This is a genomic window from Runella sp. CRIBMP (genome assembly GCF_009905605.1).
Taxonomy (GTDB): Bacteria; Bacteroidota; Bacteroidia; order Cytophagales; family Spirosomataceae; genus Runella.
Genome location: NZ_JAAAKZ010000008.1, coordinates 102,357 through 125,986, shown reverse-complemented (window position 1 = coordinate 125,986; position 23,630 = coordinate 102,357). Strand labels below are relative to the sequence as shown.

Sequence of the window (23,630 nt, the reverse complement as noted above, 5' to 3'; positions counted from 1 at the left end):
AAGCGGGTGTTAAACAATTCTATACTTTTTAACCTAAAAGCTATTTGTTGTTAAGCAAAATCGCTAATATTTGAAAAGTCATATTTCTAAAATTTATACCGTAAGCACCGAAAAAAAGGTGCCTACGGTAAGAAATCACTTCTATCTACAAAACATTTATCAATAACCAGTATTCTGCTTCAACTTATTGTTGTTACGAATTTCGGCGGTGGGAATCGGAAACAACAATTCTCTTTCTTTGAGCACAGGACCGTATGAAAACTTATGACCGACAAAATCCTCAAACTTCTTAGTCGTTACGTTAAACGCCTTGCGGAGGCGGGTCATGTCATACCAAGTTTTGTTTTCAAAACTCAGCTCGTACCAGCGCTCTTTCCAGATTGCCTCTCTGAGTTGTGCTTTGGTCAAACCAGCCAAATCGGGTAGTTGAGCGCGTCGGCGAATGGCATTAACAGCTTCATATACCGCCGCTGAGGGGCCATTTGCTTCGTTTTCGGCTTCGGCATAGGTCAGCAAAACTTCCGCGTAGCGCATCATGGTCCAGTTCAAGCCACTGCTTGTGGTGCTGAGTTGAGCTTCGGTATCGAAGTGTTTGTACAGGTAATAGCCTCCCAAATTACGGGTTTTGGTACGGTCGCTCCGCAGTGAGAAAGAAGTGTAATAAAATTGCTTTTCGGCCGCTCGTTTGTCGCCATTTTCGTACGATTCTACAAACTCTTTATTGGCAAAAATAGCCCCAGTCTCATCCGTATAGGCCGAGATACCTTGATTGTACGGAATAATGGATGTTTGCCAATTGGAAGGCAATACGAAAGCGACATATTGCGCCATGAAAATGTTTTCGCCGATGTTCTTTTTAGCAGGATTACGCAAATCATCATACGAAGGAAACAGGCTAAATTTGCCAGAATCGACTACCTCCTTGGCCTTATCAGCCGCTTTTTTGTAGTATTCAGCGCCTTTTTGCAAGGGGAAGCCCGCCATGGTAAGGTATACACTCGACAGCAGCGACTTAACAGCCCCTAAAGACACCCGCCCAGTGGCATCGGTGTACGGCAAGCCGGAAGCTTCCGCCTCAATCAAATCGGCTACGATTACCTTATATACCTCTTCTGGCGATACCTGCGTAGGGTATAAATCGGGCGATTTCAAATCAACTGGCTCTGTAATAAGCGAAATGTTGCCGAAGATGCGCACCAAATCATAGTAATACAACGCCCGCAGGAATCGTGCTTCTCCCAGATAGCGCTTTTTAGCGGCTTCGTTCATCGAAATACCTGGTATTTTCGCAATCGCTAGGTTGGCATTAGCAATACCCCGGTAGTGGCTAGTCCAGTAGGTGGCACCGTAACCATTGTCTGAATTATTGACCAGATTCCGCACAAAAATGCTGTTTTGGGCCTGCCCCAACTCGGTGTTGGCCAAGCCAGTAGCAAATTCAAGCATCATCCATGGCGCGCCGCCAAATCCACCTCCTAACACGTTTCGAAGGTTTTCGTAAATGGAGTTCACCACACTTTCGGCGTGTTCGGGCTTGGTGAAATAGTTTTCCATCGTAAAATTTGAACGATCGGGCTCTTCCAAAAAATCGGAGCAGCTCACCCCGCACAAAACCAATGTTCCGCTCAGTATCAGTTGACTAAAAAACTTTATAGTGTATTTCATTAGAGTATCCATTAAAAATTACACAACTATTACAATCCGATGTTTAACCCAACCATAAAAACGCGCGGTTTTGGATAGGCATACAAATCAACTCCTTGGTCAAATGCCGAACCAGAAGTTGATACTTCAGGGTCATAGCCTTCAAACTTGGTGTTAAGGAAGAAGTTTTGTACCGAAACAAAGGCTCTCAAACGATTAAGGTGGATTTTCTCAATCATTTTTGGGGAGAATTTATACGACAATAGGATGTTTCTACCTCTCAAGAAAGAGCCGTCTTGCACGCGGTCGGTATCGTTGTTGGTGTTGTAACCTGCTGATACAGGGCGCAATTCGGCAATATTGGTATTCTGATTAGTAGGCGTCCATGCGTTCAAAACGGTCTTGAAACTATTGGCGATTCCTTGGCGGTCTTCGGCCGAGTGCTTGCTTCTGAACAATACGTCGTTGCCGTACATAAATTGCAGGTCAACCATCAACTCCAGATTTTTGTGCGTAAAGGTGTTGATAAACGTACCAAAACCATCTGGAATACCTTTACCGATTACCACGCGGTCATTGTCGTTGATACGTCCGTCATTGTTTACGTCTTGGTATTTGATATCGCCTGGCTTTTTGAGATACTTAGCCGCTTCTGATTCTTCAGCTATGCTCCAAGTGCCCTGGTGCACAAATCCGAAAAATGACCCTACTGGCTCGCCTTCGCGAATGATGGTAGAGCCGCTAAAAATATCCGCTCCGCCCGTAAGCGCAATTACTTTGTTGCGGTTGAAGGAGATATTAAATGATGAATTCCACGAGAAATTGCGGCCTGCTACGTTGACCGTGTTGATGCCCAATTCTACCCCACGGTTTTCCATGCTACCGATGTTTTGACTTACCGTCGTAAAACCGCTACTTGAAGGTACGGGTGCGCTCAAAAGCATATCAGTGGTGAGTTTGCGGTACACGTCAGCTTCGAGCATGATACGGTTATTAAACAGCCCCAACTCTACGCCAGCATCCACTTGGGCCGTTTTTTCCCAACGCAGGTCAGGATTGGCGAGGCGGTTTACCCCGATACCTATTTGACGGGCGTTGTTGAAAATCACCGAGTAGTTGCCCAAACCAGCCAATGCCTGATAAGCCGTAATTTCCGAGTTGCCCGTTACACCGTAGCTGGTACGTACTTTGAGGTTAGAGATAAAAGGTACATTTTGCATGAAGTCTTCTTCAATAACTCTCCACGCCAACGCCGCCGATGGAAATACCGCGTAGCGATTGGCAGAACCAAACTTTGAGGAACCATCAATCCGCCCCGTAACCGTGAGTAAATACTTGTCTTTGAGGCCATAGTTAATCCGTCCAAAATAGGAATTCAAGCCATACGCACTCGTTCCAGAGGTAGGAGCAAGCGCCACTGCCCCCGCACCGAGGTTGTTGAATTGAAAATAGTCATCCTGAAAACGCTGTGCTCTCGCCTGAAAATTGAAGCGATCTACGTGCTGCCACGCCAATCCCAACAAGGCATTGACCGAGTGAATTTTGTTGATTTTGGTGTTGTAGGTCAGGTAGTTTTCAAACTGCCACGAATTATGACGGTCGCCAGTGATAGATGCATCACCGCCTTGGTTGCGCGAAATATAATTCAGGTTCCGACCTCCGTAGTAATCAATACGCTGGTTGATGATGTTGGTCCCCAATGTAGTGCGCAGTTCTAAGCCTTTTGCCAATGAAATATTGGTATAGATATTCCCCAACATGGTTTGGGTCTTGAGGTAATAAAGCCGCTCAGTAGCTACGTGAAGGGGGTTACCACCGCCTTCCATACCAGGATAGTCTTCGTTGCCTCCCCAACGTCCGTCAGGGTATTTGACTGGAATAATGGGCAGCGCTTCCAATACCTGTCGCATCGCAATGATACCACCAGCACCCAGTGGGTCTACCTGACTTTCGCTCTGGTCATTGTAGCTGAGCGAACCGCCTACCTTGATCCATTTTTTAATTTGGCTATCCATCACAAAACGAGCCGAATAGCGTTTGAGCCACGATTCTTTCATCAAACCATCTTCGTTGCGGTATCCAAGGTATAAGCCAAAGTTATCGCGGGCGTTGCCACCGCTGAACGCAAGTTGGTGATTTTGGGTAAACGCTCTTTGGAACGACTCATCCTGCCAATCGGTGTTGTAAAGCGGCTTACCGCTTGCATCAAACAATAAAGGGTTTGTACGCTTGGTTACTGGATTCACGTACTTGCCACCAGCCCAACCTACGGGGTCGTATTTTTTAGCATTTTGATACGCAATTTCTTCCGTTCTCAAAAATTCTTCCGAATTGAGCAAGGGGATTTTGCGGGGCAATACCCCAACGCTGAAATCTGTATCATAACTAATACGACCGCCGTCCTGACTGCCACGCTTGGTGGTCACCAAGATAACGCCGTTGGCGCCGCGAGCACCGTAAATAGCCGTAGCAGAAGCATCTTTTAACACTTCAATGGAAGCAATATCGTTAGGGTTAATGTAATCAATGGGTGTGCTTCCGTTGGCCAAATCGGTGGCGTTCAAAATCACACCGTCAATGACGTACAAAGGGTTGTTGGCTACACTCACGGAGGTATTTCCCCGAATACGAATGTTGGCACGACCACCCGGGCGTCCCGAGTTAACCGATACATTCACCCCCGTAATCCGCCCCCCAAGGGCCTGATTCAAAGACGCCGACGGGCGCTCCAAAAGGGTTTCTCCTTTTACGGTTCCCACAGCTCCCGTCAAGTCTGATTTGCGCTGTACACCATAACCCACCACAATTACCTCCTCCAACGATTTGGTGTCTACTTTCAGCGAAACATTCAACTGTGTTTGCGCGCCTACGGTCAATTCTTGCGTCAGATAACCTAAAAAACTGAACACAAGCACCGCGTTGTTGTCGGGTACATCAAGGTCAAAACGTCCTTCAGAATTGGTCGTTGTACCACGCTGCGTTCCTTTCAAAACCACACTCACACCAGGCAACCCAGCATTGGCTTCATCCGTAACAACACCGGATATTTTACGAACCACGGGGGCCGTGGTTTCGATGGGCACTACCTTTGGCGCGGGAGTGACGGTGGGTACAGCTTCTTTTTCTGGGGTCAGAATAATCTGATTTCCAATTATTTCATACCTCAAATGAAGAGGTTTTATTAGCTTACCGAGCACTTCCACCAACGGCTCATTGGAAGCACTGAGCGTAATTTTCCGATTGGAGGGAAGCGTAACTGGGCGATACGCAAATCGTATTTTGACCTGTTTTTCAATCACCGTCAACGCCTTTCGTACGTCCTGATTCTCAACATTAATGGTTACTCTCTGCTGGAGTATTTCCTGCGCACTGGCCTCCCGGGCTAAAGAGATACCCGTAAAGATCAATGCCAACACACATTGTATCAACGATATTTTCATGAGATGATACACAAGGGGTTTAAAACGTACCGTTTTTTTCATTAGTTTTGATTGTTTTTGTGAATAATTATAGCAAAAACTCCTCCTTCACGTCTTTACAGGCGCTTGCTGATCGGTCAAAATCACAGGGAGGTAACGGCATCAGCGGTGTGCGACCACTGCTGATGTTTTTTTTGTCAGGAGAAAAACGACGGACTCTTCATAGACATAAAATTGTTTAAGGTTAAAGAAGCATTTTGTTGTTTAGGTAGTATCGTATGTAACAAATGGTGCGTTTTTTATTTGAAAAATGTTCTTTTTTTAATCAGGGTATTTTAAAAATCAACATCCTTTGCTGTAGATAATCACCTGACCATCAATCAATTTGTATCGAGCATCTAGCACTTTACATATTACTTCAAGTTTTTGAAACAAGTTTTCATCGGTCAGGTTAATGGTCAGCGTGCAGTCTTTGAGTACTTCTTCGTCAAACACTACCTTTATCCCGTACGATTTTTCTAGGGCCGCAAATACCTCCGTTGCGGGGGCCGCTTCAAACACAAACCGGGCCATTTCGACGGGCGGTAACAGCAGCAACGGAGCCTCTACCAATACTTTGCTGATGGTGGACTCGCTTCGGTGAAAAACCGCCTTTTGGTTGGGAGTCAGTACAACACCCTTTACTTCAGGGTCTTGCTGGGTGTCGTTCCGCTCGGCATACACCGAAACCCGTCCCGACTTTACCGCCACCGTTACATTTGGGTCTTTCTGATACGCCTTTACGTGAAAACTAGTACCTAAAACTCTAGTAACCAATCCATTAGAAAACACCAAAAACGGCCGCTTTGGATTTTTTTGCACTTCAAAAAAAGCGCCGCCTTCTAAATGTACCTCCCTTTTTGAATCATCAAACTCAACGGGATATTTGAGACGACTGTTTTTTTCTAATTTAACAATGCTACCATCTGGCAGTTGGAGCAACATGGTTTTGTCGGCTCCGTTGACAGCCTCTGCCCATTCGGTGGGCGCAGTAGCCAATACGCCCGGAATCTCCAACGGAGTAGAACGACGCCAATACAACCACCCTGCCGCAATTAGCACCACAAGAGTAGCCGCAATGGATAGAACAGGTATGTACCAACGTTGGGGTCTGTGCATACGCTCAGTTGATTGCTCATGCAGCGTTTTCTCAATCCGCGCCCAAATCACTGGCACCGATTGACTCCCTTCTGGGGTTGGACAAATTTGGTTCAGCCCCTCAATGAGCCGCCGAGCTTCTTCTATCTGATAATAGCGCTCGGGGCAATCCCGTAAAAAGCCCTGCCAAAAGGCGTCATTTTCGGCCGTAGGACAACATACCCATTCCTTAAAGTAGTCATCGGCGGCAAAATCTTCGGCGGTATATTGATAATAGTCCATCTAGGTTAGTAAAAAAAATAAATTCAAAAAATGGTAGTGGATATAGATTGTAAAGCCTGCCTTAAGCTCAGGGTATGGTATTGAAAATAAGAACACCGATGACTGAAAAAATACGTACTGCTTCGCGCAGGGTTTTGAGAGCGGTATAAATGAATTTACACGCTGATTGATAATTAACGCCCATAATGTGCGCCACTTCTTCGTTGCTGAAATGATGCGTAAAACGCAAATCAATGGCCTGCTGCTGGCGAGGGCTCAGGCGTCCGTATCCTTGCTTGAGTTGGCGCAAAAGCTGCTCCTGACTCTCATCTTTAATCAGGCGGCTCTCGCAGGTATCCTCTTCGCAAGTACCATCTATTCCTTCCACGCTCACCGATTGATAAAAAACATCCCGTTGTTGTGCACGGTTGATTTTATTGCGAAGCGACCGGAACAAATAAAACCGAATAGAATCTGTCTCACTGAGATTGGTACGGCTTTGCCACAATTCAATGAAAAGATCATGAATACTATCTTCGACCAACTGAACATTCGTCGTAATTTTATATCCATAACTTACCAACTCTTTGGCATACAACTCATAAATGCGCTTAAATGCACACTGATCGCCCTCCCGAAAAGCATTCCAAAGGCCATTATTTGGATGATGTGCTGTCACAGAAAAATTGTTAAAAATAGTACACGGCGCTGAAAACGTTGATTTTGATGGGTGCAACGACCTTCTAATATACTAATGCCCGAAAGGGTGGATTTTAATCCTATTTTTTCTAAATATTTTTTAATTTTCTTCATAATTACCCCTTTTTACCCATCTCCAAAAGACATTTATCAGGCGTCCCTCTTACGTTATTTTAATGAATAAACGGCTATGTTCCGTCTTTTCCATCCTGCTTTGACCTGTATCACCATGGATGCCTTTCAGAAAACACCCACCATGCCATAGGAAATCTATCTTTACATTTTGTTTTTTAGGGGATAATTTGTAACTACACCACGCACCAACCCCTTAACCATGACTCCCTACGAAGAACTCGCCCAAAAGGAATTAAACGTATGGCAACGCCAAATGCTGAAAAAGCCTTCGGCCGTCAACCGATTATCAAAATCGGCCCAGACTTGGATAAATAACCTCATTCCCGAAAAAATCCACGACGTTATCACCGCCACCATCAAGCAAATGACGAGGGGGGTGTTGTTTGGGGCTGAATTTATTACCCCTCAACCGATTCCCGCCGAGACATTGGAAGAGCGCGAAGCTGCCGTGCAGAAGCGAATCAATTTTTACAAAACGGCAGGAGCCGCCGAAGGGGGTGTAGCAGGCGCGGGTGGGTTTCTGTTGGCACTTGCAGATTTCCCACTGTTGCTGAGTATTAAACTCAAACTGCTTTTTGATATTGCGGCGCAGTACGGCTACCCCATCGACGATTACCGCGAGCGTCTTTATATCTTGCATATTTTCCAACTGGCTTTTTCGAGTCAGGAGCGCCGCAAAGAAGTGTATTTACAGATGGTAAATTGGGACGAAAAAAGCAAACAATTTCCCGAAGACATCCACGCTTTTGACTGGCGCACCTTCCAGCAGGAATACCGCGATTACATCGACCTCGCCAAAATGGCCCAACTCATCCCTGGCATCGGTGCTGCCGTGGGCGTGGTGGTCAACTACCGTTTGATTAACAAATTGGGAAAAACCGCCATCAATGCCTACCGAATGCGGTGGACGGAAGAACAGAAACTGATTAAATAAAGTTAGGAAGCGATGGCTACTGATGGAAAAACACCAACAGCTCACTTAGGCACTTGAGCGTACCGCAGGCATTCCACTTCGTGTTTTAACTGAACACCTTCTTCGGCAGGAATTTTAAATTCATCGGTTTGAATCCTAAAACTGCCAATACGCTTGCTCAGTAGCAAATTCAATTCGCTTTCGTTAATCCGAATGAGCGTAGTTGACTCGTAGAAGTTGGTTATTTTGGAAGGCTTTACCCCAATGAGCTGCTGCCGACGCAAAATTTTCGAGCCATCGGCAAACAGAATACTCAGGTCAACCAATGCCGTATAAAACGTTGGATAGTAAACCTTTATGTGTACATAATATTTAGTTTCTCCTTTTGATAACGCCTTTTCGAAGTAAATAGGCTCGTCCCTTTTTTTTTCATCTTCTTTAGGCGTAAAAAATCGGTGCTCACCGTCAAAACTGCTGTATTCGTAATGAATTATTTTTTCGCAGTCATGTTGGGAAAATGCAGGCAATGATAGTAGCAAGGCAAAGAATAAAATACTATTTTTCATAACGTTATTTTACTGCAATTTATAACAGGATTAAATAAGGTCAAAAAAGAAAGGGCATAAAAAAGAAAAATCAAACACACAAAACAAAAACATATTGATAATCAAACGATTACTTATTACGTCCATCGCTTTTTGTTTCAATTTCTTCATAAATGGCCGCGTCGCGCTACTATCACTTTCTGACACTTCAATAAAATCCTTTATTTTGAGACGTATTCCGCCAATCAATGACTCCGCCGGCACGGGATTTTACTAGTCAGAGCATCAATTAACAGCCCTATGAAACTTGACAAAAAAGAAGCTGCTACCATTATCAACGCCATTCGTTTTTGGGAAGATTCCCAAAAAATATCTCCCGAACTAGCTGAAGAACTGCGCAACAGCTACGAAGTCCGCAGCTCCAACGTCGATACCATCGCTTGGTATGCCTTTATTTCTGCCATTTCTTGCGGCCTTTTGGCTTTTGGAGCACTGGTAATTGATGAAAAATGGATTGAATTATTGCGCAAACGATGGGAGTTTTCAGAAGCAACCGTAGGCATAGGTTTTACGCTCGTGGCAGGCGTGTTTGTGTACTTGGCCCATCGCCGAAAGCTCAAATACCCTACCTCCCAAATCAGCAATGAATCTTACACCATTACTATTGCCCTCAGCGTAGCCGTCGCGATTGCGTACTGGACCCGCAGTCTGGGCCTTTTCAACGGCAATTATGCTCAACCTTTGCTGATTGCGACCATCGTTTACGGCCTCATCGGCGGCTTTTTGCCCTCACAGCTTTTATGGGTTATCATGCTTTTGTCGTTGACGGGCTGGTGGGCGGTTCAAATCTACGAATGGTCGGGGGGAGGATTTCGGTTGGCAGGAATGAATTATCCATTGAGTATGACCCTTTTAGGACTGTTGATTTGGGCATCGTCTTGGTTGGTCGAAAAAATCAAACCGCTGGTTTCGTTCGAGCGCGCCACCTATACTTTTGGACTGGTTTTGTTTCTTTTTGCGGCTTGGATGCTTTCCATCTTCGGCAATTACGACGATTTGGGGCGCTGGTCAGCCATCAAACAGGGCACACTTTGGTACTGGTCGGCGGGATTTACGGTTGTTTTGGCCACGCTTACGGCATACGCATTTAGAAGCAAAAACGATACCCTTCGGGATATTTGTCTGGTGTTCTTTTTGGCCAATATTTACACCCGGTACTTTGAATATTTTTGGGACCGCACCAACAAAGGTATCTTTTTTGCCATTCTGGCATTCTCTTTCTGGTGGGTGGGGCGCAAAGCCGAGCAATGGCGCAATCAGGAAAAAACGGCCTAAAACACGAAAAGGCGCATCGTGGGAGTTTGACCTCCTTCCGATGCGCCTTTCTATCTGATTATGGAATTGTAGCTTGATTATTCTTCGGTCAAACGAACGGGCGTATGATGGTATTTGCTATCCAAGTGATTGATGTTGGTATCTACCAACACACTCGTTACGGTTGTTGCATCCATCGTTGGCAATGAAGCCATCAATTTCGCGCTGCTGATACGAGCGGCGGGCAAGCTCATTGTTTCATCCACGGTAGGCAATGAAGCCATCAGTTTCGCGGTGTTGGTACGAGCGGCGGGTGCTTCGATGTTTTCATCTTCGGTAGGCAATGAAGCCATCAGTTCAGCACTCATTGGGTTTGTCGGCATTTCGTTGGTAGCGTCGAGCGTGGGCAATGAAGCCATTAAAGATTGAATATTGAGGACCACAAAAGCGGGAGTAGTTGATTCAACATCCTGAGTTGGTAACGAGGCCATTAAATGAGCGGCGATACACGATTGCTCTTTTTGAGGTTGTGCTTCTGCAATAGTACTTAATGCTAAAAGACTTAAGGCGGCGGTTGTGATTAACGATTTCATGATTTTAATGTTCTTAAATTGTTGGCTGTAATTATTTTAATTTTTTGTTTCTGGCTGTTTGTTTGTCTTAATGACATGACAAAAGTGGCAGGTATTTCTGAGCTGAAAAAGGGAAATGGGATGAAGCGTAGGTTTTAAGGGTCGAAGTGCATGAAAAACCATTTGAACGGAATTATATTCGGAAAAGCATTTTTTAAGTCCTTGAAAATCGCCAAAATCAGACTTTTTTAGTATAAAACAGACTATTTTACAAAATATAATTTGGATTAAAATTATACAACATGCATAAAATATGGGTTCATTTTAGCAATACCTCCAACAGAACCTTCGTCAAAAGTGCCTTTGCGGTGCCTATAAACACAAAAGAGTCCCGCCTTTGAAAAAGCAGGACTCTTCTTTTTTGTGTTGAATGGTTAAGGATTCAAAATTTTCTACCCCTTATTCAGGGTCTATACATCACAAATTTCCACGGCCTGTTTCAACGAAGCGATCGGGTCTGGGCGTTTGGGGATGAATTCCTGCGCCACATATCCTTGATAGCCCGTATCCACAATGGCTTTCATGATGGCGGGGTAATTCAGTTCTTGCGTATCGTCGATTTCGGCCCGACCTGGTACGCCGCCCGTATGATAATGCCCGAAGTACTGATGATCGCGCTTGATGGTGGCGATGATGTCGCCTTCCATAATTTGCATGTGATAAATATCGTATAGTAATTTAAAACGCTCCGAGCCTACCCGCTTGCAAAGCTCAACGCCCCAAGCACTTTTATCGGCCTGATAGTCTTTGTGATTGACCCGACTATTGAGCAGCTCCATAATGAGGGTGATTTTATATTTTTCAGCGGAGGGCATCAGCCGTTTGAGTCCAATGGTGCAGTTTACCAAACCTTCTTCGTCAGAAATTCCTTTGCGGTTGCCCGAAAAACAAATGACAGTGTTCAGGCCCGCCTCCACCAACTTAGGAAAAAGGGCTTCATAACTCGCCACCAAATCATCGTGATAAATCGGATTATTGAATCCTTTTTCGATACCCATACCCGCACCGTTGGGCAGGGCGCACGTTAGGCCATATTTTTGAATAATGGGCCAGTCGTTGGGCCCCAACAATTCAATAGATTGCAGGCCCATGGCTTTTGCTTCGCGGGCAAGGTCTTCTAGTGGTATTTTGTTGTAGCACCAGCGGCAAACTGACTGCTTGATTCTGCCTTTTAGCTCGGGGCCCAGGGCTTTGTCGGATGCTGCAAAAGCTTCCGTCAGCGTCATAGGCGACGATAAAAGGGCCGCGCTGCCTGCCATATTTTTTAGGGCCGTACGGCGTGATGTGTTTATTGCCATAGTGAATCTTCGTTAATCATTGTTGGTTTCATTGCCAGCACTTTCTCTGACCACTTAAAGCATTTTTAAACAGGATATTACCCCCTTTTTGTTAAAATCTCCCATAAAAAACCTCGGCGAAACTCGCCGAGGCTTTTTTAATTACTAACCAATTGTAAAGTGCTTTCGCACCCGTTAAAATTATAGAAATTCTACCTTTTTTTCACTGAATATTTTAAAATTATACCAAAACGTTGGCCGAGTTCTTAAATAAAGTGATTTATCAAAAAAACCATAGCCCAACAGCGGTCTCCCTTACAACTCCAACCGCTGTTTGTCTTTCAACAACACCTCACGGAGTTTTTCGTAGGGAAGTTTTTGGAGTGGCGTTTTAGCGTCAATCGCTAAAACCGCCGCCGTTGCTGCCGATTGTCCCAACACCATAAAAACGGGCTCCATCCGAATAGAGCCATAGGCAATATGGGTAGCACTAAGGCAGATGGGAGTCAGCAAATTGCCGCACTCTTCTTTTTTAGGAATGATCGATTGATAACTTATTGCAAACGGTTCTTTTACGCCAGCTTCTACATTTCCTTCATTCCGTATGTAGCCTTCCTTGGTTACGTACCGTTGGGTATTGTGCGAATCCATTCCGTAAGCAGCTAACCCCACGGGGTCAGGAGCCACTTCTAAGCGTTCACAATTGCGTTGGGTCATTACGTAGTTGCTTATCATTCGACGAGCTTCTCTCACATATATTTGCGACTGCCAGCCTTGTCCGTCTTCAAATTCATCTTTACACATTCCCCATTTTGACACCTCTTCCCTGATGAAAGCAGGTATTCTGGGATGATACGCAAGAGACCACATTAATCCTTTCTGATAATTCAAATGGTTTTCAAAAATCCGTTTCCGTTCTGCATAACTGGCTTCTGGATAGGCGTAGTTTTGACCAATAAAATCAGTGGAAAAGCCCCTACTATTGTTGGTATCTGTTTTTCGATTAGGCATACTAGAATTGATCCAAGGAACTGCTTTCTCGCCTGCTTCGTAGTTTCTAAAAAGAAGCTCATAATCTATTTCACGATAATTGGTAGGTTTAACAAATGGAATGCGGTTTCTTTCATCATCAGTCAAACACATTCTAAAGCAGTACGCCTGAATTTTTGAATCGCCTGTACCATCCTTGGGTGGATGTTCTTTTTCAATGAAGGGAAGTAATCCACTTTTAGGATTTCCTTTTTCGATGTAAGGGTCAACTCCGTTTACAAAATTATGGTTAATTCCATTTTTGGAAATAGTTCCCTTTAAAGAAGGGCTTGTTTCATTGGCCTGTACACCGTTCAAACTTTCGCCGTATTGCGCATTTGATTCTCTTCCAACTGCATAAGAAATTCCCGTCGCAGCCATCAGATCACCTTCGTAAGTAGCATCAATAAACATTTTACCGCTATATACTTGGCCGCTTTCCATCTGAATGGACTTGATAATCCCCTTAGATTTTTTTACGCCACTCTTACGGTTCAAGCGTTGCGCATACACCAAGGTTATATTTTTTTCTTGCTCCAGCATTTCCTTCATTATTTTCAAAGCGGCCGAAGGTTCAAAAGTCCACATTGCATCTTCATTGGGGCCTGTTTTGGTTTGCCCACCATCTCGATAAGATTCTTTCTTTTGGAATTTCCAGCTTTCTAGGTTTTGATAATGTTTTTTGACATTCTGGTAAAACTCCCTTGAAATCCCACCGATGGCTTGTTTGTTACCAATATCTGTTTGACCTAATCCACCGGTGGTCAGTCCTCCTATTCGTTTTGATGGCTCAATCAACACGATGGTTTTACCCATTCTCGCCCCCTGAATTGCAGCAGCGACTCCCGCCGAAGTACCACCATAAATTACGACATCGTATGCAGGCGTAATCTGACAAAAAGCGCGTTGGAACTTTCCCAAAAAGGAAGAGAAAACCAAAATTGTCAACAAAGACAAACAATTCTTGAACATCCTCGTGATGGTTTAATGATAAACATTTGTTTTACTGGCGTTACATCCATTTTTATAACTCCAACCGCTGTTTGTCTTTCAACAACACCTCACGGAGTTTTTCGTAGGGAAGTTTTTGGGGTGGCATTTTACCCTCAATAGCTAAAACCGCCGCCGTAGCTGCTGATTGTCCCAAAATCATAAAAACGGGTTCCATCCGAATCGAGCCAAACGCAATGTGCGAACTCGACACGCAAACGGGCACCAAAAGATTATTACACTCATTTTCTTTAGGCAAAATCGACCCGTAAGCGATAGAATAGGCACTTTTTGGGTGTACGCCAATGTCCCCTTCGTTTTGCACAAAGCCATCACTTTTGACGTACCGCTGCGCGTTGTGGGCATCAAGTGCGTACGAACCCATACCGATAGGGTTGGGCACTTTGGTTTGCGCCAAAGCGTCGGCTTCTTTCATCACAAATTCGCCAATCATGCGCCGCGCTTCACGGATATAGAGTTGGTGGGGCCAGTTGCCATTGTCGGTAAATTCATCTTTGGGCAAGCCCCATTGCTTCATTTTGTCCTGCACATCGGCAGGAACACGCGGGTCGTTTTGCAGAAAATACATCAGACCTTTTTGGTATAACTCGTGGTCTTTAATGATTTCTTGACGGCGCTCGTAGCTTGCTTCGGGATAATCGTAGTTTTTGCCGATGTAATCTGTACTAAACGGCCCGTGGTTGTTGGTGTCGGTTTTACGGTTGGGAATTGGGTCAAACTTATCGTAGGTTTCGCGCCAGCCCGTTTTGAACACCCGCGCGTATAATTCATAACGGGCGGGGTCATAACCTTCTGGTTTTGGGAAAGGAATGCGGTTGTCGGGATTATTGCTGAGGCACATTCTGAAGCAGTACGCCTGAATCTTATTGTCGCCAGTACCGTTTTCAGCGATGGGTTCAGCCGATATTTCAGGTAGTAATCCACTTTTGGGATCGCCTTCAATTTTGTAAGGACTGACATTGGCTTTGAAATAGTGACCGTGTTGAAACACGCCCGCCTGTACACCGTTCCATTTTTCGCCGTATACGCTGTTGGCTTCGCGGCCTACGTGGTATTTCACCCCCGCCAATGCCATTAAATCGCCTTCGTAGGTGGCGTCGATAAACATTTTCCCCTGATATACATTTCCACTCAGGGTCTTAATGGAAGTGATTCCGCCCGATTTTTTAGTGATTCCTTTGGCCGAACGGTCGAGCCATTCGTTACGATAAATGGTCAATTTGTATTCTTTTACAAAATCCTCAAAAACGCCTTCTGCCGCGTGAGGCTCAAAAATCCACATGGTCCGGTTGGTACCGTCAAGGGCAGGCGTACCTTGTCCTTTGTTGCCGTATTCTTCTTTTTTCTGCCATTTCCAGGAGGTTTCTTTCTGATAATGCGTGTAAAGTCGCTGATAAAACTCGCGAGACAAGCCCCCGATTACTTCTTTGTTGCCCGTGTCGGTAAAGCCCAACCCACCCGACGACAAGCCGCCCAAGTGTTTGTCGGGAGAAACAACAATGACGGTTTTACCCATTTTTTTCACCTGTACTGCCGCAATGACCGCCGCACAGGTGCCGCCATAAATAATCACATCGGCCTGTCGCACCGCCATTGGGCTATTTGGTGCGTTTTTCGGAGATTCCGTCAGACCTCCCATTTTATGACTCGGCAATAAAATAACGGTGGCAATCAGCCACACCAGAGAGCGAATTTTGTTCATTGTAAAAAAGTGATTATTGGTTAAAAAAGGTGTTTTTAAGCATATTTTACTACCTAAAAACACCTTAAGATATTAATATCCGGGATTTTGGTCAGCAGGAGTTAAATCGGGGTTATTATCCATTTCCTGCTTCGGAATCGGCCAAAACAAATGCGCATCTTTCACGTCTTTGCCGCGCGCCGTTTTGATGATTTCTTTGAGTTTGGCCACGCCCAATCGTTTGAGATCATACCAACGACTTGCTTCCATCATAAATTCGTAAGCCCGTTCGGTCATGACCAATTCGCGAAAGGACGCCGCCGATTGTCCCTCCAACGTAAAATCAACGGGAGATACCGCCCCTGAAGGATACCCATACGCCCGACGGTGTACTTTATTGAGGCTTTCCAAAGCTTGGGCGGTGGGGCCGTTGTTGGCTTGACTTACCGCCTCGGCATAAATAAGTAATGCTTCGGCATAACGTAAAATCGGAAAGTCATTACCTGCAGGATTGGCGGGCGTATCCCTGAATTTGCGGAAACAAATCGGCTCCGCTGTGGGGAAAGTCGTTAGTCTACCGCTGCGATTGGTATAAGACGAATACAGGTTGTAATCTTTGCGCAAGTCTTTGTCAGACCAGTTTTTGATCAAAGGCAAAGTGGGCAAGGTAAAATGCGCCCGTACGCCCGTGGTGTAGGGCCCATCGGCGGGGTGTTGATAACTCGGATACCCCCATCCCTGACCCGTAATGCGGGCGTATTTAATGTAAAAAACCTCCTCCGAAGTCGTGGTTAAGTCAGCACCGTAAAGTTTTTCAAAATCATCTGAGGTCTTGACTTCAACCAATGAATACAACCCTGACTTAATGACCTCGTCGGCTTTGTCGCGGGCCAGGGCCCAGTTTTCACGGGTCAAATACACACTGGCCAACAGCAGCTTAGCCGCAAACTGCGTGGGTCGTCCTGCTTGCCCAGAGGTAACGGTCTTGGGCAAATTTGTTTCGGCATACTGCAAATCGTCGGTGATTAGTTTATAGACCTCATCTACCGAAGCGCGTTTTCCACGCACCTGCGACACCTCACCGATGGGCGTGGTGCGGAGTGGCACTCCGCCGTAGTTGCGCACCAAATTATAATAGTTTAACGCCCTCAAAAAACGAGCTTCTGCTTCGATGGCGTTTTTCTCGGCTTCGGTGATGTTTACGGCTTTAACGGCCTGAATCACAATGTTAGAGGAATTGATGCTTTGAAACAAGTCGCGCCAAATGGCATCTGTGCGGCCGATATTGGTACCGTCCAATCCCTGAAATTCGCTGACAGGAATCTGGGTACCGCGCGAAATACAATAATCCGTCATCCCGTTCAATTGCGCTGGGTAGTTGGTGCCGTACGAGTTTGCCCCGCGTACCTGCGCATACACGGCATTCAGGGCCGCAATGAGGTCTTCTTTGGATTTATAAAAATTCTCTTGCGACAAGCGGTCCGTTGGGACTTCTTCCAGTAAACCTTCGCAGGATGTAAACAAGAGGGTAAGAAAGAGAATAGCTATCTTTTTCATAATAAGTTCATTTTGGAAATTAAAAACCGAGACGTGCGCCGAATGTGATGGTTTTGGCTACGGGATAACCAAACTGATCCACGCCAGGACTGATGGAATTGCCGCCGCCGAGGGTGCTTACTTCAGGGTCGTACCACGAATATTTGGTCAAGGTCAACAAATTCTGACCGCTCACGTACACCTGTGCTTTTCGCATCCATTTAAGCCCCCATCGGGCCGTGGGCAAGTTATACGCCAATTGGATATTTTTAACCCGCACAAAAGAGCCATTTTCTACATACCTATCTGATTCTCTGAACTTTGTATTAACGCTTATTTTGGGATATTTGGCGTTAGGATTAGGGCTTTGTGGTGTCCAGCGATTGGCGTACAAATCCTTGATTTGGTTTTCGCCAAAATTGAAACTGTTGGCAAAACTGGCCACGTTGAAGTTAAACAAGTCTACCCCCTGCACACCTTGTACAAACAGGTTCAACTCAAAGTTTTTAAACGAAGCCGACGAACTGAATCCAAAAATAGCACTGGGGTTGGGGTTACCGATGATGGTTTTATCATTGGTGTTGATAATACCGTCATTGTTCAAATCTTTGAAAATAATCTCCCCTTTTTCGTTCAGTCCATTTTCTTGATACCCAAAGAAAACCCCCACGGGCTGCCCCACACGCACCAAGCTGACAGGCACCCCAAGCGGGTTTTGCAGGCTACTGCCAAACACGTCGCTTCCTCCCACCAACTGATTCACTTTGTTGCGGTTAAAAGAAACATTGGCCGAAATATCCCACTTAAATTCTCCCGAAAACAAATTGGCGTCCAGTCCTAGTTCTACCCCTGAATTTTGGATTTCACCAATATTTTGGGTCGTACTGGTGTAACCTGCGGAAGTCGGCAACGAGACAATGGCCAACAAGTCTTTGGTATTTTTTTGGTAATAATCCGCCGTCAGACGAATGCGGTCTTGCCAGAAGCCAATGTCGAGTCCGATGTCGGTCTGGGTGGTAGTTTCCCACTTCAAATCTGGGTTGGATAAGCTACCGCTAGGGGCGTAGCCAATAGAAAGGTCGTTGCCAAAAATCGTTTGATACGATGCCAAACTGTTCAGGGTTTGGTACGGACTCAGCGCCGTGTTGCCCGTTTGTCCCCACGAAACCCGCAGTTTAAGGTCCGACAAAAACGATTTGTCTTTCAGAAAATCTTCTTCAATCACCCGCCACGCAAAAGCGGCCGACGGGAAATACCCCCATTTATTGCTCTTCCCAAACCGCGACGACCCGTCGGCCCGGTAGCTGGCGGTGAATAAATAGCGGTTTTTCAAGGAATAATTGACCCGCCCGAGGTACGAAAGCAACGTCCATTCCGACGCCCCGCTGCTGGGAATACCCGGCGTAGCGGCTCCCTGCAACGCATCGGTGGTGAGTACATCGGAAGCAAAACCGCTTCCGCCCGCACTCAACGAATTGTTTTTTTGATTTTGGTAAGTCACCCCGCCCGTTAATGCCAGGTTGTGTTTGTCATTGAACGAACGGACGTAGTTCAGGATATTTTCGTTCAAGAGGTTGGTTTGTCGAGACGTGGAAACCGAGGCCGAACCAGTGGGAGAAGTAGACAATTTACGGGTCGAATATTGATCCTGACGGCTATTAAAGGTTTCAATACCTCCCGAAATTCGCAACGAAAGTCCCTTGATAAATTCATAATTGACGGCGGTGTTGGCCAAAACGTAGTCCCGCACATCTTTGTCGGTCCGCTCATTGACAAGCGCAAACGGATTGAGCAATACGTTGGAACTGAACGAATACGGAACCACATTGCTATAATCGCCAGACGGCGTAAACGGTGCTACCGTAGGGGGAGCTACCAAAATGGCAGAAAGCGCCCCGTTGCCCCGGTTGCTGTTTTCACCATCGATACGGCCTTGGTTGAGTCGGCTCAAAATGGTACTAAAATCAAAGGTCAGTTTATCACTTACGCGGTGATTGATATTGCCGCGAATGGTCCCTTTTTTGTAACTTGAGTTGGGAACAATTCCCTCCTGTGAGAGCAAATTTCCCGAAAATGAATACTGCATCCGTTCGGTCCCGCCCGAGAAAGTCAGTCCGTGGTTTTGGATGGGGGCGTTTCGGAGCAATTCCTTCTGCCAATTGGTTCCTTGGCCAAACCCATTGATTTCATCTTGCGTAAAATAAGGCTTTACTCCGTCATTGGTAGCGCGCTCGTTGGCAATTTCGGCCATTTCGCGGGCGTTCATCATTTCAATCAGCTTTGTGGGTGATTGAATCCCGTAAAAGCTTTCCACATCCACCTGACTTTTACCCGCTTTGCCTTTTTTGGTCGTCACAATCACGACCCCGTTGGCACCGCGCGAACCGTAAATGGCGGTGGCGGAGGCATCTTTCAACACTTCCATGGATTCAATGTCGGAGGGGTTGAGCGCGGCAAGGCTTCCCGAAAGTGCGAAACCGTCAACTACGTACAAGGGTTCATTACTGGCTCTCAGGGAGTTTCCCCCCCGAATCCGCACCGAAATATTAGAGCCGGGCGCTCCCGAGTTCTGAATTACCTGTACACCCGCCACGCGGCCCTGCATTCCCTGCACGGGCGTCGTTATCGGAAACGAAGTAATGTCTTTTGCTTTTACCGATGCTACGGAACCCGTCAAGTCACTCTTTTTGACCTGTCCATAACCCACTACCACCACCTCGCTGAGGGCTTTAATGTCGGTTTTGAGCGAAACATCAAGTGTGGTGCGATTGCCTACTACGATTTCTTGCGGCTCGTAACCCACAAAACTAAACACCAACACCGCTGCCGATTCACCGTCGGGTAGGGCAATGGAATATTCGCCGTCGCCATTGGTTGAAGTGCCGCGCTGCGTTCCTTTGAGCAAAATACTCACCCCCGGCAGTCCATCTCCTTTTTCGGCGTCAATCACTCTCCCTTTAAGAAGTTTATCGGCGGGTTTTTCTTTCAGCAAAGGCTCGGCTCGCTCGTTTTCGGGTTCGGTTCTGGGCGGCATCCGGTTGAGCAGGATTTTGTTTCCTACCACCTCATATTCAATATTTAAAGGCCGAAGTAGGCCTTCCAATATGGTGGAAAGTCGCTCATTCTTAGCTACTAAAGTCACTTTTCGTTTTGAAGAAATAAGCTGAGGGCTGTACATAAAATGCACATCCGCCACTTTTTCGATGCGTTCGAGCGCGCGTCCAATTTCTTGGTTAGCCACCTGAACGCTGATTTTTCGTTCGAGTAGTTCCTGCCCTCTGGTATCTATGGCGTACCCTAGGGAAGTGCACAGAATTGTCAGAAATAATTGGTAACAAGTGATTCGCATGATTTTGAGCAGCAACTTGTTGAATTGTCGATGTTTTGACATAATTTTGGACTTTGTTGGTTTACTGAATTGACAAAAACATCCCCGCACTCGTCAATAAACGGGTGTCACGAAGCCTGAGAAACTTTGGGGAAAATTACGGGTCGGTGATGCGGACACATCGCCGACTTTTTTGTTGGTTAATCGGTGATACTTTTCTAAATCATAGCGTCTCCAAGGGGTTTAAAAGGTTCTTTACTTATCGAAGTATGTGGAGTTTAGCAGTTATTATTTGTTTTTTTACTTACATCCCTTCCCTGTCACCACAATCTGCGCGTCTATCAGTTCATAATTGGCTTCAAGTACTTTACAGATAAGGTGCATTTTTTCCAACAACGGTTCATCGCCGAGCGTCGCGGTGAGTTCGCAAGCGCCCATGAGTTCTTCGTCGTACACAATTTTTACGCCGTAGGCTTTTTCCAACACCGCAAATACATCCGAAACAGGCGCCTGACGAAACTCAAAACTCTGCTGCTGAATGTCGGACAGCGCCAATAACTGCGGTTTTTCAACCAACGAGCGCACCAATCGGCTATCAGCTCGTCGAAAAGTCACTTGTTGGTTGGGAGTCAGCACCAAGCCAGTCAGTTCTCGATTTTTTTGTTTGGCATCCGCCGTGGGGTCTTCCCGGGTAAACACAGACACTTTTCCGGTTTTGACAATGACCCGAACTTCCTGGTCTTTGTCGTAGGCTTGCACCGTAAATGAAGTACCCAAAACTTTGGTTACCAACCCGTTGGCAAATACAAAAAACGGTTTTTCGGGATTTTTAGAGACTTCAAAAAAGGCTTCGCCAGACAATACAACCTCCCGCTTATCGGTCTGAAAAATGGTGGGATAACTAATGCGCGTTTGCGGTTGTAACACCACAGAACTGCCGTCGGAAAGCATCACTGATTGGGCGCGGGAGGTTGTATTGGTAAATTCGATGAGCTTAACTTCATGCTTAATCTGCTGAACAACCTCATGGTAAGAGCTTACTTCTTCGCTAAAATTCCGCTGAAAAATCAGCCATCCAGCGAGTGGAATCAACACCACTGCCGCCGCCACGCGCACCCAAGTTTGGCGCCAAAGCGGCACCACCGCTACGCCTTCCTCGGCACGTTGCACAAGCTGTTGGATGGCCTCGTCTACTTCCGCTTCCGAAATCTCTTCTTGCGCCCGATACAATGCCCAGACAACCCGCCTAGCTTGTTGCACAGCCGCGTCCTTTTCGGGATGCTCTGCCAGCCATCGCTCCCAAAAAAGTGATTCCGCATTTTCCAAAACCCACGCCCGAAACGATTCGTCTAATGCCAACGCCTCGGCGTCGTAGGCGGTATAATCAATCATAGAAAGAATTGTACTTTGATACCTTGTCTATAAAGAGATAGACACATGGCCCGTGGCAATACTCACTTACAAAAACATTTTTTTTGATTATTTTACATTGGCCCAGCAGAAAAGCAACATTTTGGCCAACGAAAACCAATTGGTTTTTAAAGAAGTAAGGGCCCGATGCAGCAAATTGGCCACCGATTGACGGTTCATGGTCAAAATTTCGGCGATTTGATCATTGGACAGACCTTCGTAGAATTTTAAAAAGATAATCTCTTGCTGCCGTTTGGGAAGTTTGGCCAAAACTGCCTTTATTTTTCCTTCGTTTTCTTGAAAAAGCTCGCTTTCAATCAAGGTTGATTCGGCGGAGGTATGATCTGAGAAAGGCAAATCTTCGTCCAAATCTTCCGACTCAAGCATCCATCGTTCTTGACGAAGTTTACGAAATAGGTTGTTACGCAAGGATTTGATGAGGTAAATCCGAACAAAAGGCGTCTCGGTCAGGTGTTCTCGTCGCTCCCAGAGTTCAAGAAACAAATCCTGAATACAATCTCTGACAATTTCGCGGTCTTTGGTGAATTTGGCGGCGTAATTAAACAACGCCCGGTAATGACGCCGCGAAAGCTGCCCCAACGCGCCACTGTCACCCGCTTTGAAGCGCTGCCAGAGAAGTTCTTCTTCGTTATGTAAGAAGGTGATTTTCAAAAGGGAGATTTGTGAGTTTTACCAAAGTTGACATCAAATTAACAAACAAACCCTCACAAATCATACTATTTTTTATAAGCATAATACCAATGCAAAAGCATCATATTATTTGGATATTTTTATAAAACAGCAAAGGGCATCCACAAATAACTAATCACTTATTCAGGGAATTAAAAAAAGTCAAACTAATATTATTCCATTATTTCAATGAAAAGTAAGTCTCTGTTTTTTAGTACAAAACACAGTTTTTTTTAAACTAAACAAACATTTTAAACATTTGTTTAAAATATGCATTTAAATATTTGGCGGTTAAAAAAATAGTTTTCAACTTTGGCTCAAGTTTTGAAAATTAGGAGGCAAAAGTGACGTGCATTACTCAATCAAGTGAAGAAAAAATTAAAGAAGCAGCGAAGTCTGTTTTTTTAAAAAAGGGATATGCAGGCACCACCGCAAGAGACATAGCGGAGGCAGCCAGCATGAACATTGCGCTTACGAACTATTATTTCAGAAGTAAAGAGAAACTTTTTTTTGAGATTTTTAGAGATTTGTTCAGTTATTACTGTAAAAACACGCTGAAAATCTTTGAGAAACCAATCAGCATCCGTGAAAAGCTGATTGAGCTTATTGAAGAAGATTTTCAAATGATGAAGAAGGAGCCGAGCTTAGTGTTGTTTTTGATGACCGAAATCCATCGGGACCCCGAACGGCTTTTGCCGGAGTTATCAAGGTTTAAGGAATTATTACATGTTACACTATCAAACCAAATTGAAGAAGAGATCATAAACGGCCGAATGCGCAATATAAGTGTGGAGCATTTGATGCCTTTGATTATGGGGAGTTTGCAGTTTGTTTTTGTGGGTAAGAATATGAATATGAAAATGTACAATGCATCAGAAGAGGAATTTAATGCATTTGCCGAAAACCATAAGAATCTAATTATCAGTATGATTACCGAATATCTTTTTATTTCTGAGACTGTTAGTTAGT

Annotated in this window: 16 protein-coding genes; 3 read left to right on the top strand and 13 right to left on the bottom strand. The window is 45.4% G+C overall.

Features of this window, described 5'->3' with window-relative positions:
* Window positions 1-159: 159 nt before the first annotated feature.
* The 4 genes from GVN20_RS19050 to GVN20_RS19035 all read right to left on the bottom strand — a co-directional run bounded on the left by GVN20_RS19050 (window position 160) and on the right by GVN20_RS19035 (window position 7,140).
* Complete coding sequence (locus tag GVN20_RS19050) at window positions 160-1,665, bottom strand: RagB/SusD family nutrient uptake outer membrane protein (protein WP_206023318.1); 1,506 nt, start codon at window positions 1,663-1,665, stop codon at window positions 160-162.
* Between the two features lie 29 nt (window positions 1,666-1,694).
* Window positions 1,695-5,126 carry a TonB-dependent receptor gene (locus GVN20_RS19045; RefSeq protein WP_166559873.1) on the bottom strand — a complete coding sequence of 1,144 codons (3,432 nt, stop codon included), beginning with the start codon at window positions 5,124-5,126 and terminating at the stop codon, window positions 1,695-1,697.
* Between the two features lie 279 nt (window positions 5,127-5,405).
* Window positions 5,406-6,482, bottom strand: coding sequence for a FecR family protein (locus tag GVN20_RS19040; protein ID WP_166559872.1), 1,077 nt, complete (start codon window positions 6,480-6,482; stop codon window positions 5,406-5,408).
* Between the two features lie 67 nt (window positions 6,483-6,549).
* On the bottom strand, window positions 6,550-7,140 hold the full coding sequence (locus tag GVN20_RS19035; protein ID WP_166559871.1) for an RNA polymerase sigma factor: 591 nt from the start codon (window positions 7,138-7,140) through the stop codon (window positions 6,550-6,552).
* A gap of 354 nt (window positions 7,141-7,494) precedes the next feature.
* Here GVN20_RS19035 and GVN20_RS19030 point away from each other — a divergent pair, with 354 nt between their 5' ends.
* Entirely contained in the window at window positions 7,495-8,229 is a 735-nt protein-coding gene (locus GVN20_RS19030; RefSeq protein ID WP_166559870.1) for an EcsC family protein, read from the top strand.
* Between the two features lie 41 nt (window positions 8,230-8,270).
* Here the strand turns inward: GVN20_RS19030 and GVN20_RS19025 are convergent, their stop codons facing one another.
* Window positions 8,271-8,774, bottom strand: coding sequence for a hypothetical protein (locus tag GVN20_RS19025; RefSeq protein ID WP_166559869.1), 504 nt, complete (start codon window positions 8,772-8,774; stop codon window positions 8,271-8,273).
* 279 nt (window positions 8,775-9,053) lie between these two features.
* On the opposite strand from GVN20_RS19025, the gene GVN20_RS19020 reads away from it, so the two are divergent.
* Window positions 9,054-10,088: a hypothetical protein gene (locus GVN20_RS19020; protein ID WP_166559868.1), complete on the top strand. Its 1,035-nt coding sequence runs from the start codon at window positions 9,054-9,056 to the stop codon at window positions 10,086-10,088.
* A 77-nt stretch (window positions 10,089-10,165) separates the two neighbouring features.
* Here GVN20_RS19020 and GVN20_RS19015 read toward each other — a convergent pair whose 3' ends face one another.
* The 8 genes from GVN20_RS19015 to GVN20_RS18980 all read right to left on the bottom strand — a co-directional run bounded on the left by GVN20_RS19015 (window position 10,166) and on the right by GVN20_RS18980 (window position 22,643).
* Complete coding sequence (locus GVN20_RS19015) at window positions 10,166-10,660, bottom strand: hypothetical protein (protein WP_166559867.1); 495 nt, start codon at window positions 10,658-10,660, stop codon at window positions 10,166-10,168.
* A gap of 449 nt (window positions 10,661-11,109) precedes the next feature.
* The gene (locus GVN20_RS19010) at window positions 11,110-11,997 is read right to left on the bottom strand and encodes a hydroxypyruvate isomerase family protein (RefSeq protein WP_166559866.1); all 888 of its coding nucleotides are present in this window, start codon (window positions 11,995-11,997) and stop codon (window positions 11,110-11,112) included.
* Between the two features lie 294 nt (window positions 11,998-12,291).
* Window positions 12,292-13,977 carry an FAD-dependent oxidoreductase gene (locus GVN20_RS19005; RefSeq protein WP_166559865.1) on the bottom strand — a complete coding sequence of 562 codons (1,686 nt, stop codon included), beginning with the start codon at window positions 13,975-13,977 and terminating at the stop codon, window positions 12,292-12,294.
* 52 nt (window positions 13,978-14,029) lie between these two features.
* Window positions 14,030-15,655 (bottom strand): FAD-dependent oxidoreductase, encoded by a 1,626-nt coding sequence (locus GVN20_RS19000; RefSeq protein ID WP_206023322.1) that lies wholly within the window; start codon window positions 15,653-15,655, stop codon window positions 14,030-14,032.
* A 135-nt stretch (window positions 15,656-15,790) separates the two neighbouring features.
* Window positions 15,791-17,254: a RagB/SusD family nutrient uptake outer membrane protein gene (locus GVN20_RS18995; protein ID WP_166559864.1), complete on the bottom strand. Its 1,464-nt coding sequence runs from the start codon at window positions 17,252-17,254 to the stop codon at window positions 15,791-15,793.
* Window positions 17,255-17,273: 19 nt separating this feature from the next.
* The gene (locus GVN20_RS18990; protein WP_166559863.1) at window positions 17,274-20,624 is read right to left on the bottom strand and encodes a TonB-dependent receptor; all 3,351 of its coding nucleotides are present in this window, start codon (window positions 20,622-20,624) and stop codon (window positions 17,274-17,276) included.
* A gap of 237 nt (window positions 20,625-20,861) precedes the next feature.
* Window positions 20,862-21,953 (bottom strand): FecR family protein, encoded by a 1,092-nt coding sequence (locus tag GVN20_RS18985; RefSeq protein WP_166559862.1) that lies wholly within the window; start codon window positions 21,951-21,953, stop codon window positions 20,862-20,864.
* A gap of 87 nt (window positions 21,954-22,040) precedes the next feature.
* Window positions 22,041-22,643 (bottom strand): RNA polymerase sigma factor, encoded by a 603-nt coding sequence (locus GVN20_RS18980; RefSeq protein WP_166559861.1) that lies wholly within the window; start codon window positions 22,641-22,643, stop codon window positions 22,041-22,043.
* 362 nt (window positions 22,644-23,005) lie between these two features.
* On the opposite strand from GVN20_RS18980, the gene GVN20_RS18975 reads away from it, so the two are divergent.
* Complete coding sequence (locus tag GVN20_RS18975; RefSeq protein WP_166559860.1) at window positions 23,006-23,629, top strand: TetR family transcriptional regulator; 624 nt, start codon at window positions 23,006-23,008, stop codon at window positions 23,627-23,629.
* The last annotated feature ends 1 nt before the right edge of the window (window position 23,630 follow it).

Excerpts from the sequence above, each read along its gene's own strand:
- GVN20_RS19005 (WP_166559865.1), bottom strand. The coding sequence starts at position 13,977 with ATGTTCAAGAATTGTTTGTCTTTGTTGACAATTTTGGTTTTCTCTTCC.
- GVN20_RS19015 (WP_166559867.1), bottom strand. The coding sequence starts at position 10,660 with ATGAAATCGTTAATCACAACCGCCGCCTTAAGTCTTTTAGCATTAAGT.
- GVN20_RS19025 (WP_166559869.1), bottom strand. The coding sequence starts at position 8,774 with ATGAAAAATAGTATTTTATTCTTTGCCTTGCTACTATCATTGCCTGCA.
- GVN20_RS19010 (WP_166559866.1), bottom strand. The coding sequence starts at position 11,997 with ATGGCAATAAACACATCACGCCGTACGGCCCTAAAAAATATGGCAGGC.
- GVN20_RS18990 (WP_166559863.1), bottom strand. The coding sequence starts at position 20,624 with ATGTCAAAACATCGACAATTCAACAAGTTGCTGCTCAAAATCATGCGA.
- GVN20_RS19020 (WP_166559868.1), top strand. The coding sequence starts at position 9,054 with ATGAAACTTGACAAAAAAGAAGCTGCTACCATTATCAACGCCATTCGT.
- GVN20_RS19050 (WP_206023318.1), bottom strand. The coding sequence starts at position 1,665 with ATGAAATACACTATAAAGTTTTTTAGTCAACTGATACTGAGCGGAACA.
- GVN20_RS18985 (WP_166559862.1), bottom strand. The coding sequence starts at position 21,953 with ATGATTGATTATACCGCCTACGACGCCGAGGCGTTGGCATTAGACGAA.
- GVN20_RS19030 (WP_166559870.1), top strand. The coding sequence starts at position 7,495 with ATGACTCCCTACGAAGAACTCGCCCAAAAGGAATTAAACGTATGGCAA.
- GVN20_RS19000 (WP_206023322.1), bottom strand. The coding sequence starts at position 15,655 with ATGGGAGGTCTGACGGAATCTCCGAAAAACGCACCAAATAGCCCAATG.
- GVN20_RS19045 (WP_166559873.1), bottom strand. The coding sequence starts at position 5,126 with ATGAAAAAAACGGTACGTTTTAAACCCCTTGTGTATCATCTCATGAAA.
- GVN20_RS19040 (WP_166559872.1), bottom strand. The coding sequence starts at position 6,482 with ATGGACTATTATCAATATACCGCCGAAGATTTTGCCGCCGATGACTAC.
- GVN20_RS18995 (WP_166559864.1), bottom strand. The coding sequence starts at position 17,254 with ATGAAAAAGATAGCTATTCTCTTTCTTACCCTCTTGTTTACATCCTGC.